Origin of the sequence: Mucilaginibacter sp., from assembly GCF_041088075.1 — a bacterium.
Lineage (GTDB): Bacteria > Bacteroidota > Bacteroidia > Sphingobacteriales > Sphingobacteriaceae > Mucilaginibacter_A.
The window spans coordinates 66,501-77,537 of sequence record NZ_JBGCVY010000017.1; the positions used below are offsets into that span (position 1 = coordinate 66,501).

Here is an 11,037-nt window from a genome sequence, read left to right on the forward strand (position 1 = left end):
AATTATCATAGCAACCCATAACTTCAAAGCAGTTTATTTTGAACAAGGTTTAGTTTGTTTACAAGTTAACGAAAAATTAGTAAAGTTACGTTCGGATAAAGTTTCAAGCAAATTACAATTAGCCTATATAATTTGAAGAAATTTTTTTAAAATTTCTTCATTTGGTTATGGAATACATTGGCCTTTGTTGGATGAAGATCTTTCAATTAAGGCTTTGTTAAAAATGGAGTAGTATTAAAATTTAGCGCATCAAACTTATTATCAAACACTTTTATCAAGCCAAAAAAAGTATCGATAAAAGAAGCATTGCCCGCTATTGCATTAATTCATAAAAATACTATAACTTACCTCGGTTTAGTAAAGCATTTAATTTAACCTAAAAATCAAAACCGAAATGAGAAAAATTTTAATTAGCGCGGTGCTTTTCGCCAGTTTGGCCGGCGTTTATTCGTGCAAAGGGAAAAAAGCAAACACGGACGAAAGTACGTCGGCTACAACCACAACCGATAGCGCTGCAAAACCAGCAGCAATTACCAGCAGTCCCGAAAAAACGAACGAGACAAAAACTTACACCGTTACCGCCACACCAGACAGTGCAATCCTCGGTAAAAATAAAGAGGCGCTAATCAAAGTAAAAAACTTAAAAGCAATCCAACTAAACGACCCAAACGGAAAAGACACCGGCATAGAATTAAGCTACGATATCGAAGTAACCAACAAGAATAAAGTAGGCGGAGATAATGTTTATCTTAATCCAAGTCAGTTCAGGTTATTGTTAGATAATGGCACGAAAGTAACGCACGACAACTACAACTCTGCCAGCGTGGATGCAGAATCTACAAAAACATCAACAGATAATAAATTTAAATTACCGCCGGGAACAAAACCAAAAGCTTTAAATTTATTTTACAATGAAACCAGTGCAAGTATAAATTTGAATTTGAAATAAGTTAATTTTTTTAGAAGTTAGAATTGTATTGTTTTCAATTCTGACTTCTAAACTTTAAATACTTTATCGATCAGTATTTGTATTTACAACCTGCCCCATATAAGTACTCTCAAAAATCTTATCCGCATTGTTTGTTTCAAAACCATCGCGGCGGTGCTGGGCTTGTACTTCTTTTAAGGGCAAATTTTCAAACTCGGGCAAAACCCGGCGTTCTGCAAATTCGACATAGCTGCCTGCAATGTTTAAAGTTTCGCCGGCGGCAAAAGTGGCTTCCTGCATTTCGGCAACGGTGCTGCTTTGCAACAATAAGCCATCGGCACTTGTTTTTATTTTGCCGCCCGAAGTATTGAGTTTGATGCCTAATCCTTCCACAAAATCATCAAACGCTGCCAACGTGTTGTAACTATTTTTTAAAGCATGGACGCTGATGGTGTAATGGTTTAAATAATAGCGGTTGTAAATTACCCAGGCCGCGTATTCGCTTTCTTCGAGCAAGGTTTGATAATCGAATTTAGTTGGCAACGTCCACAAAGACTGGTGAAAAAATTCGCCCATTTGTTCTCCGTTATCCAAATCCAACGCATCAACAGGATCGGTTGTGATTTCATTGGTATAACGATAAATGATTTCCTGTGCTCCCGCAGAAAGTTCATCAACAATCAGTTCACTAATAAAGATCCGTGGATATAACTCAGACGGCGGCGCATACCAGTAAGCATTCAGCTTCTTTCCTTCAAAATAATAATAATCCCGTTTTTGATAACCGTGGTGCAAAAATATCTTCTCAAAAGAAGCAATGCCCAAATGCGGGACACGCAAGGTGCGGAAAGCAATATGATCGTTTACAATTTCCTGCTGCGAATTGACCACACCTCGTTCAATCAAAGCTTCCGTAATTTGGTTTACCGCCGGAACTTTTGCCTGGTAACGATCAAACAAAATATTTAAGAAAGTATCTAAAGTTGTTTGTTGGCTAAATTTCATTGGAGTTGCTTTGATCACAATTGGATAATTACAAGAACAGCTAAATTGAACACTAAATTTATACTGGTAAAAACAGTATTATATTAACGATGCTGCTCGTACCGTTTTGCTTGGATTGCATTTCTTAAATAATCCAATTCTTGCTGGGTAAGCCCCAAAACATCTAAAGTTGCAACGGCATCTTCCAATTGTGCAACCGTCCGGATTCCAACTACGGCACTGGCAACTACTTTTGGCGCCAAAGCAAATTGTAACGCAACTTGTGCCTTGCTTTTAATTCCGTCAGCAACTTGTTGAATTGCCGATACTGTTTTTAGCACCTCTTTTTCAGTATAATCTAAATAAGGTTTTGCAGGTTTGTCCACCAATAAACCTTGCGCAACGCTGCCGCGGGTTACTACGCTGATCTGGTTTTTTTCGAGCAAATCAAAACAAGTTTCTTCCGGCCTGCGGTCCAGCAAACTGTATTGCATCATCACACTTACAATATTTGATTTAACAACATATTGGCGGATTACATTTGGGCGGATGGAAGAAATACCATAATACCGGATTTTGCCTTGTTGTTTTAAAAGCTCAAAAGCTTCGATCGTTTCGTCTATATTGTCTTCAATTGTGCCGCCGTGCAACTGGTACAAATCAATCCAATCAGTTTGCAAACGTTTTAAACTTTTGTCCGCAGCTTGTACAATATAAGCTTTACTTGCATTCCAGGTTGTGCTGCCGTCGGCTTGTTTTTGGTTTCCAACTTTGGTGGCCAATACAATATCTTTTCGGTTGGGTTTAAGCAAAGTTCCAATCTTGGATTCGTTTTCGCCATCTTCATACAAATCGGCCGTATCAAAATAATTGATGCCCAATTCCAATGCTTTGTTTAGCAAAGTTTTATGGTCATCCAAACTTCCGCGAAGCGACATGCAACCAAAACCAATTTTGCTGACCAACAAATCTGATTTTCCTAATTTGTCATATTCCATTTTTTCTTTGCTTATTCGTTCAGGCTTTTTAAAGCTTCAATTGTATATTGAATTTGATCAGGGCCAACATCCAAATGCGTTACAAAACGGATGCGGCGCATATCATTTGCCGAAGCTTTGATCCCTTTTTCGGCCAGCTTTTGCAGATAATACGATGCTTCTTTTACCGTATCAAAAATAACAATATTGGTTTCTACTTTTAAAACACCGGTAACCCAGTTGCAGTTTTTCAAAGTTTCTTCCAGCAACAAAGCGTGGTCGTGGTCTTGCTGCAAACGTTCTACATGATTATCCAACGCATAAATTCCGGCGGCGGCCAAAAAACCGGCCTGGCGCATCCCTCCGCCTAAAACTTTACGGATTCGGCGGGCCTGCGCAATGCTTCTTTTATCGGCCAAAAAAACAGAACCAACCGGCGCGCCCAAACCTTTTGATAAACAAATAGAAATTCCGTCGAAATACTGCCCGTAATCCGCCGCTTTATCTTTGGTGAAAGTTAAAGCGTTAAAAATACGGGCTCCATCCAAATGCAACCTGATGCTTCTTTTAGCACATAAATTTGCAATCGGTTTAATTTGTTCTAAGCTATAACAATTGCCGCCGCCTTTGTTTACCGTGTTTTCGAGCACTACCAAACTGGTGCGCGGAAAATGGATATTGTTCGGGTCGTTGATTTCCGGTTCGATCATTTCTGCCGTTAAAATACCGCGTTCGCCATTTAGCAACCGCGTAGAAACAGCCGAATTGAAGGCAATCCCGCCGCCTTCGTAACGGTAAACGTGCGCGGTTTGGTCGGCAATCAGTTCGTCCATCGGTTGCGTAAAACATTTGATGGCAATTTGGTTGGTCATCGTTCCCGAAGGGCAAAAAATAGCGGCTTCCATGCCAAGCATTTCCGCAGCTTTGGCTTCCAGTGCGTTCACGGTTTCATCTTCGCCGTAAACATCGTCGCCTACTTTTGCGCTAAACATCGCTTCGAGCATGCCGGGCGTGGGTTTGGTTACGGTATCGCTTCTTAAATCAACAGTCATTATTTAGTCCTAATTTTTCAATACAAAATAAAGGCAATTCAAAGCAATACTTTCTGTAAAAAACAAATTTTTTAAACTGCCATAAACGTTTTACAAAAACAACAGTCTGAGCAGGCATAATAAAAGCATTAAAACATGGTTATTCCTGAAATTAAACTCCACACAATGCGCTTACCTTTTTTAACAGGCTTGTTTTTGCTGACTGCCTTTTCTGCTTCGGCACAATTGGGTTTGAACCAATGGGACGACGGTTATTTTTATGACTCGAACGGAAAAAAAGTACCCGGACAAATTGTTGTCAGCCCATCCGGCAGAAGTCCGCAAGACAGCGAAGGTTTTATTTTGTTCAGAAAAGATAAAGGCGAAGAAAAAGAGAAACTAACGGCTTCGATGGTCCGTTCTTTTGTGGCCGGAAGGGACAGTTTTACCGTAGCACACGCACCAAGAACCGGACCGTGGACCGGCAGAAGCATTGATTTTGTAAAAGTTTTGGTGGACGAACCGATGAAACTATACGCTACAACTGGTGGCGGCGGTGGCGGCATGTCGCCCGGCATCAGGCCAAGTTTGGGCATTGGCGGCGGCAGTTTCGGCAGCGGCGTTGGCGGCGGTTTGGGAATAAACCTAGGCGGCGGCGGCGGAAAAGGCAAAACTGCTTATTATTATGGCGATGACCCGAACAGTTTGACCGAACTGCGCAAAGATAATTTTGTAGAAATTATGAGCGAAATTATGGCCAGCCAGCCCGAAATTGTAGAAAAAATAAAGAACAAAAAATACCGCTTAGGCAACATGGACCAGTTGGTGCTTGATTTTTATAGGCTAAAAGAAGCATCGCCAAAATCCTGATTTGGGTTGAATTTATTTTGAGTTACGCTTTCCAAAAAATCCTGTTGCCGATAAAACAACAGGATTTTTTTATTTAGCCGGATAAGTAGTTATTATTGTATTTTTAAACCTTAATAAAAAGCTTAATTGATATGATTATTATAGCGGATGGCGGTTCCACAAAAACCAATTGGTGCCTGATCAATGAATTCGGAAAAAAAGTATATTTTAACACCGAAGGGTACAACCCGTTTTTTTCTGATACGGCCTACATTATTAATTCGTTGAACGAAAACCTGCCCTCCGATTTAAAAAAGGACGACATTACCGAATTGTACTATTATGGCGCCGGCTGCGATGTGGCAGACAAGGTTAAAATTGTGGAAGATGCGATAAAGGTGGTTTTTAAGTCTTCAAAAGTATTTGTTGGCCACGATTTGATGGCTGCTGCCCGTGCTTTGCTGGGCGTAAACTCCGGTTTTGCCGCCATTTTAGGAACCGGGACCAACACATGTTTGTACGACGGGAAAGACATCACATTCAAAATCAATTCTTTGGCTTATATTTTGGGCGATGAAGGCAGCGGTTGCTACATCGGCAAAAAACTGCTTTCGGATTATGTGCGTGGCTACATGCCGCAGGAAGTGAAAGACGTTTTTTGGGAAACTTTCCAGCTAACGGCCGATGATATTATTGACACCATTTATACCAAACCCTTGCCAAACCGTTTTTGCGCCAGCTTCAGCAAGTTTGTTTACGATAATACGGCAAACATTTCTTACTCGCACAATTTGGTCAAAACTTCGTTTGATGACTTTTTCCGCAGCCTGGTGAGCCATTACCCGGATTATAAAAATTACTCTTTTAACTGTATCGGTTCGGTTGGCTATAATTTCCGCAATGTTTTGGAAGAAACCGCCAAAGAATACGGTATGCCTTTTGGCCGAATCATCCGCTCGCCAATAGATGATCTGGTGAAATATCATTTGGAATTGTCGCCGTTATCAGCAAAATAAGATTTTTCTTTAACATAAAAAACCTGCTTTAAGTAAAATCAAAGCAGGTTTTTTATTTTAGGCTGATGCTTCTTTTAGCACACTAAATTTAGGCTGATAAAAGAAGCATCAGCCATTAATCATTAGTTTGGTTTGATTTAAATAGCGAACTTTAAATACCATTTTATCGCTTGCATTTTCCGGGATAGATTACTACAAAAAACAATTATTTATGAAGCAGATTTTGACCATTGCCTTAGCCTTAATTCCATTTTGCGTTTTCTCCCAAAAGAAACTTCCAGTTATAAAGGCTAATTCTAATCAAGCCAAAATTTACGAGCAGGACAATCCTGCATCAAGCTGGTCTATAAATCCCAAGTTGAAGCTGGATGTCCATACAACCGGCAAACTGACAAACTACAAAGCGATAAAGTTTCAGACAGATATAGATTCGATCAGTTTCAAATTGGGCCCCGGACAGAAAAAAAATTTTATTGTTTTGTTAAATGGTAAAGATTCCTGCTTTACCGAAATAAAAAGTCCCGAGGTGAAAAACTTTAGCAAAGTATCCCCTGAAATTCACGATTCGATTCCTTTCTTTATCAATAAATACAACACCAACCTTTTACCAATCGTCTTTAACGGGACTGATTCTTTAATGTTAAACTTTGATACAGGAGCAACAGAAATAAACTTTACAACAGGTGCACTTAAAACAAAAGTTAAATCCCATCCTAAGCTTTACGACACCAGTTATGATATAAAGATTGGCAACCAAACTTACAAAAGTGAAATATATGATCTATCATTAGTAGGGAACGAAGCGGACGGCCTTGTAGGATGGAACATGTTTGACGGAATGATTGTAGAGCTTAATTATGATAAAAATAAAATGATTGTGCACTCTAAATTGCCAAAGCAAGTTCTTCGGGACAGAAATTATTCAAAATTCAAGATAACATATATCAAGAACAAACCTTTTATAGAAAGTGAAATTGCACAAAGCGGAACCAGGAATAAAAACTTATTTCTTTTTGATTTAGGTTACCAAAGAACGGTAATGCTTGATAACGATTTGCTGAAAGAAGCGCGGTTTCCGACCGAAAAAATGAAAGTAATCAAAAAGGTAATCATGCACGGGTCAAGAGGTACCGATGTACCTGTAATCACTTCAAATCTGGAAAGTTTGAAAATAGGGAAATTTGAGCTGAAAAATGTTCCGGCTCAAATCATGGAACAAAACAAACCTATGAAGGGCGTCAATGTTCATTATTTAGGAAGCGACGTTTTGAAAAGATTTAATACGATCCTGGATTTTCAAAAAGATGTCATCTACCTAAAGCCGAACCATCTTTACGATACTACGTTTGCCGACCAAAAGAAAAGCGGCGCGTAGTATTGTTAAAAAATAGATGCTTCTTTTATCACTCTAAAAAAGTACCGGTAAAAGAAGCATCAGCCATTAATGTTCAATTCGTTCTGAAAAATCTTGTTGTACTTCCGTCGATCAAAACGGTATAAAGTTGCGGCACGATAAGAAACGCCTTTTTGTTTTTCGTCCAGTTCTTTCAAAAACCCGTAGCTCAGCATTTTTTTTCGGAAGTTGCGCTTGTCCAGTTTCTTGTTCAGGATTGCTTCGTAAAGCGTTTGCAGTTGCGTTAAGGTAAATTTTTCGGGCAGCAATTCAAAAGCGATGGGCTGGTAACTTAACCGGCGGCGTATCTTTTGAAAACCGGTTTCAAATATTTTACTGTGGTCGTAGGGCAGTTTATCCAACTTGTTTACCGGCTGCCAAAACGCGCTGCGGGCAAAATTGGTAACCGGTTTTACTTCGTTGTGGCCGTCAATCCGGATCAGGGCATAATAAGCAACCGTAATTACACGGCCTTGCGGGTGCCGGTCCACATCGCCAAAAGTATGAAACTGCTCCATGTGCAGGCCGCGCAGGCCGGTCAGTTCGTACAAAATGCGTTCGGCGGCATCGTCAATGCTTTCATCATTTTTTACAATATAGCCGGGCAGCGCGTTCCGGCCCTTATAAGGTTCCTGGTTTCGCTCAATGAGCAAAATTTTGAGTTCATTTTCCTGAAACCCGAAGATGACACAATCCACCGAGAATACCGAATCAAATTTTGGCAGTGAAGTTTCCAAATTAAAATGTTTTACAGGCCAGCGAATGTGTTTTCAAATTTAATAAATAATATATTACTTAGTGTAAAGATTACACCTTATCTTCGCGCTACAAGGAGTTGGTTTAAAAATGTCTAAAGTAAACAAAATTGCCGTACTAACTTCGGGTGGGGACGCACCGGGGATGAACCCCTGCATCCGTGCAGTTGTACGAACAGGTATCTACTTCGGCCTGCAGGTGGTGGGCGTGAAGCAAGGCTATCAGGGTTTGATCAACAACAATATGTATGATATGAACGAGCGTTCGGTGAGCAATATCCTGCATTTGGGTGGCACGATCCTGAAAACAGCCCGTTGCATGGAATTTAAAGAAGAAAGCGGCTTAGAAAAAGCATACAAAAATTTAAAAAACCGCGATGTTGACGGTTTGATCGTGATTGGCGGCGACGGCACTTTTACCGGGGCCGAACGTTTTTCGAGGATTTACGATATCCCGGTGATCGGCATTCCGGGAACGATTGACAACGATTTGTACGGATCTGATTTTACATTAGGCTTTGATACCGCTACCAATACCGTTGTTGAAGCGCTGGATAAAATCCGCGATACCGCCGATGCACACGACCGTTTGTTTTTTATCGAAGTGATGGGCCGCGACTCGGGCTGCATTGCTTTGCGTGCCGGTATTGCCGGTGGCGCCGAAGCAATTTTATTGCCCGAAAAAGAAACCGCGATTGAAGAACTGATTGAAAACCTGAAATCAGGCAGTAACAAAAAAACATCCAGCATTGTAATTGTTGCCGAAGGTGATAAAAATGGCGGTGCTTATGATATTGCTAAAAAGGTAAAAGAGCATGTGCCTTCTTATGATGTGAAAGTAACTATTTTGGGCCATTTGCAGCGCGGCGGCAGCCCGAGCAGTTTTGACCGTGTGCTGGGCAGCCGTTTAGGTTATGCCGCGGTAAGGGCGTTAATTAACGGGGAAACGCGTAAAATGGTTGGTTTAAAAGGCAACACGATACAATTGGCCGAACTGGACGAAGCGATCTCGCACCACGAGTTTAAGCTGGAGCAGGATTTGCTGGACATGGTTGATATTTTATCTATCTGATCCAGTATGGTTGCAGTGGTATATAGTGGTTCTAATTTTGCAAACTGGAAACTGGCACAAAAGCAACATGTAGTCCGGTCTTTCAAAACAAATGGGATCAGCCCTTTTGCCAGCGACGAAAAAAGCATACTGTTTTTACTCAACAAAAATATCCACCTGATCCATCATGCCGAAGAGATCAAAAAAATCTACTTCTTTGGCCCTGGCATTGCTTCGCCCAAACACAAACAAATTGTTTATAATGCTTTTTCGCAGTTTTTTAAGTTTGGAAAAGTAATTGTAAAGGATGATATTTATGCGGCGGCACTGGCAACTTGCCAGGACAAGCCCGGTATTGTTTGCATCCTCGGCAGCGGTTCTAACGCGGCTTATTTTGATGGCAAAAAAATCAAACCGAATAATTTCGGTTTAGGTTATGTTTTGGCAGATGAAGGTTCGGCCAACTGGATCGGAACGAAAATTGTGAAAGCTTACCTGAACCAAACGCTGCCGGAAGAACTCGAAAAAAAATTTACCGATAAGTTCGACTTCGACCGGAAACAAATTCTGGACAAAGTGTACAAACAACCGCAGCCTGCCGCATTTTTAAGTTCTTTTCGTGGTTTTGCAAAAGACAATATGAAAGAACCGTACATTGCCGAACTGGTAAAAACGGGTTTCCGCAAATTTTTATCTTTATACACCGTTCCTTTATTGCAGGAAAACCCCGGAACGCCGGTTTATTTTGTAGGCACCATTGCTGCCACTTATCAGGAATATTTACATCAAACTGCCTCAGAGCAAAACATTTACATCGCAAATATTATTAAAGAGCCTATCAACAACTTGTTAACACATTTAAATAAAAATTAAAATTATGAAAATAGGAATCAACGGCTTTGGCCGTATCGGCCGTTTGGCTTTCCGCGCTGCCATTACCAAGCCGGAAATTGAAATCGTTGGCATCAATGATTTGGTAGACCCGGAATACATGGCCTACATGTTGAAATACGATTCTACTCACGGCGAATTTAAAGGCACCATCGAAGTTAAAGAAGGCCATTTGGTTGTTGACGGTAAAACCATCCGTGTTACTGCCGAAAAAGACCCGGCCAATTTAAAATGGGGCGAAGTTGGCGCCGAAGTGATTATCGAATCAACCGGTTTATTTTTGACCAAAGAACTTGCCCAAAAACACATTGACGCAGGCGCCAAAAAAGTGGTGATGTCTGCCCCGGCAAAAGACGATACGCCTACTTTTGTGATGGGCGTGAACGATAAAGAATTAAAAGCCGATCAAACCATTATTTCCAACGCAAGCTGTACCACCAATTGTTTAGCACTTGTTGCCAAAGTTTTGAACGATAAATTTGGTATCGAAGAAGGTTTAATGAGCACGGTACACGCAACTACGGCAACACAAAGAACAGTTGACGGCCCATCGCACAAAGACTGGAGGGGCGGCCGTGGTGCTTCACAAAATATCATCCCGTCATCAACCGGTGCGGCCAAAACAGTTACTGTGGTAATCCCTGAACTGAAAGGGAAACTGACTGGTATGTCTTTCCGGGTTCCGGTGCCTGATGTTTCTGTGGTTGATCTAACGGTGAAACTGTCAAAACCTGCTTCATACGAAGCCATCAAAGCTGCGATGAAAGAAGCTTCTGAAGGCGAAATGAAAGGCATCATGGGCTATACGGAAGACGATGTGGTCTCCCAGGATTTTTTGGGCGACGAGCGCACTTGTATTTTTGATGCCGGTGCCGGTATCGCATTGAATGATACTTTTGTGAAAGTAGTGGCTTGGTACGATAACGAATGGGCCTACTCTGTTAAACTGGTTGACATGGCCGTAAAATTAGGCAAAATATAACCGGTACAAATATTCAGGTGCTAAAAGAAGCATCTACCCATGACTAGTCCTGAAAAAAGTTGACCGATTAGTTTTTTAAAATTATTCAATAAAAGTCCTGATAGGTCATTCTTTCAGGACTTTTTTATTCCACAATTTTCTTTTGATCTTTTGTTGAACATGGGTTGCTTCCGGGGTCAT

General features: G+C 40.9%; 12 protein-coding genes. 8 read left to right on the forward strand and 4 right to left on the reverse strand.

Annotated elements, in window-relative coordinates; genetic code table 11:
* Positions 1-151: 151 nt before the first annotated feature.
* A complete protein-coding gene (locus V5804_RS03170) occupies positions 152-232 on the forward strand; it encodes a DUF2442 domain-containing protein (protein WP_369589931.1) in 81 nt (26 codons plus the stop codon).
* A gap of 162 nt (positions 233-394) precedes the next feature.
* Positions 395-949, forward strand: a complete 555-nt coding sequence (locus V5804_RS03175; protein WP_369589919.1) for a hypothetical protein — start codon at positions 395-397, stop codon at positions 947-949.
* A 63-nt stretch (positions 950-1,012) separates the two neighbouring features.
* Here V5804_RS03175 and V5804_RS03180 read toward each other — a convergent pair whose 3' ends face one another.
* From V5804_RS03180 to V5804_RS03190, 3 genes are all read right to left on the reverse strand, one after another.
* The gene (locus tag V5804_RS03180) at positions 1,013-1,933 is read right to left on the reverse strand and encodes a DUF1338 domain-containing protein (RefSeq protein WP_369589920.1); all 921 of its coding nucleotides are present in this window, start codon (positions 1,931-1,933) and stop codon (positions 1,013-1,015) included.
* Between the two features lie 83 nt (positions 1,934-2,016).
* On the reverse strand, positions 2,017-2,910 hold the full coding sequence (locus V5804_RS03185; protein ID WP_369589921.1) for an aldo/keto reductase: 894 nt from the start codon (positions 2,908-2,910) through the stop codon (positions 2,017-2,019).
* A gap of 11 nt (positions 2,911-2,921) precedes the next feature.
* Positions 2,922-3,941: a low specificity L-threonine aldolase gene (locus tag V5804_RS03190; protein WP_369589922.1), complete on the reverse strand. Its 1,020-nt coding sequence runs from the start codon at positions 3,939-3,941 to the stop codon at positions 2,922-2,924.
* 165 nt (positions 3,942-4,106) lie between these two features.
* Here V5804_RS03190 and V5804_RS03195 point away from each other — a divergent pair, with 165 nt between their 5' ends.
* The 3 genes from V5804_RS03195 to V5804_RS03205 all read left to right on the forward strand — a co-directional run bounded on the left by V5804_RS03195 (position 4,107) and on the right by V5804_RS03205 (position 7,160).
* A complete protein-coding gene (locus V5804_RS03195; protein WP_369589923.1) occupies positions 4,107-4,790 on the forward strand; it encodes a hypothetical protein in 684 nt (227 codons plus the stop codon).
* A gap of 131 nt (positions 4,791-4,921) precedes the next feature.
* Positions 4,922-5,785 carry an N-acetylglucosamine kinase gene (locus V5804_RS03200; RefSeq protein ID WP_369589924.1) on the forward strand — a complete coding sequence of 288 codons (864 nt, stop codon included), beginning with the start codon at positions 4,922-4,924 and terminating at the stop codon, positions 5,783-5,785.
* A gap of 211 nt (positions 5,786-5,996) precedes the next feature.
* The gene (locus V5804_RS03205; RefSeq protein ID WP_369589925.1) at positions 5,997-7,160 is read left to right on the forward strand and encodes an aspartyl protease family protein; all 1,164 of its coding nucleotides are present in this window, start codon (positions 5,997-5,999) and stop codon (positions 7,158-7,160) included.
* 59 nt (positions 7,161-7,219) lie between these two features.
* Here the strand turns inward: V5804_RS03205 and V5804_RS03210 are convergent, their stop codons facing one another.
* Positions 7,220-7,915: an NUDIX domain-containing protein gene (locus V5804_RS03210; protein ID WP_369589926.1), complete on the reverse strand. Its 696-nt coding sequence runs from the start codon at positions 7,913-7,915 to the stop codon at positions 7,220-7,222.
* A gap of 109 nt (positions 7,916-8,024) precedes the next feature.
* On the opposite strand from V5804_RS03210, the gene pfkA reads away from it, so the two are divergent.
* From pfkA to gap, 3 genes are read left to right on the forward strand one after another with little or no spacing between them, the layout of a single operon-like run.
* Positions 8,025-9,005 (forward strand): 6-phosphofructokinase, encoded by a 981-nt coding sequence (gene pfkA / locus V5804_RS03215; RefSeq protein ID WP_369589927.1) that lies wholly within the window; start codon positions 8,025-8,027, stop codon positions 9,003-9,005.
* A 6-nt stretch (positions 9,006-9,011) separates the two neighbouring features.
* Positions 9,012-9,857 carry a hypothetical protein gene (locus V5804_RS03220; RefSeq protein ID WP_369589928.1) on the forward strand — a complete coding sequence of 282 codons (846 nt, stop codon included), beginning with the start codon at positions 9,012-9,014 and terminating at the stop codon, positions 9,855-9,857.
* Positions 9,858-9,861: 4 nt separating this feature from the next.
* The gene (gene gap, locus V5804_RS03225; RefSeq protein ID WP_369589929.1) at positions 9,862-10,857 is read left to right on the forward strand and encodes a type I glyceraldehyde-3-phosphate dehydrogenase; all 996 of its coding nucleotides are present in this window, start codon (positions 9,862-9,864) and stop codon (positions 10,855-10,857) included.
* Positions 10,858-11,037: the final 180 nt, after the last annotated feature.

Coding starts and splice junctions, on each gene's coding strand:
- V5804_RS03175 (WP_369589919.1), top strand. CDS start 395: ATGAGAAAAATTTTAATTAGCGCGGTGCTTTTCGCCAGTTTGGCCGGC.
- V5804_RS03180 (WP_369589920.1), bottom strand. CDS start 1,933: ATGAAATTTAGCCAACAAACAACTTTAGATACTTTCTTAAATATTTTG.
- V5804_RS03185 (WP_369589921.1), bottom strand. CDS start 2,910: ATGGAATATGACAAATTAGGAAAATCAGATTTGTTGGTCAGCAAAATT.
- V5804_RS03190 (WP_369589922.1), bottom strand. CDS start 3,941: ATGACTGTTGATTTAAGAAGCGATACCGTAACCAAACCCACGCCCGGC.
- V5804_RS03195 (WP_369589923.1), top strand. CDS start 4,107: ATGCGCTTACCTTTTTTAACAGGCTTGTTTTTGCTGACTGCCTTTTCT.
- V5804_RS03200 (WP_369589924.1), top strand. CDS start 4,922: ATGATTATTATAGCGGATGGCGGTTCCACAAAAACCAATTGGTGCCTG.
- V5804_RS03205 (WP_369589925.1), top strand. CDS start 5,997: ATGAAGCAGATTTTGACCATTGCCTTAGCCTTAATTCCATTTTGCGTT.
- pfkA (WP_369589927.1), top strand. CDS start 8,025: ATGTCTAAAGTAAACAAAATTGCCGTACTAACTTCGGGTGGGGACGCA.
- V5804_RS03220 (WP_369589928.1), top strand. CDS start 9,012: ATGGTTGCAGTGGTATATAGTGGTTCTAATTTTGCAAACTGGAAACTG.
- gap (WP_369589929.1), top strand. CDS start 9,862: ATGAAAATAGGAATCAACGGCTTTGGCCGTATCGGCCGTTTGGCTTTC.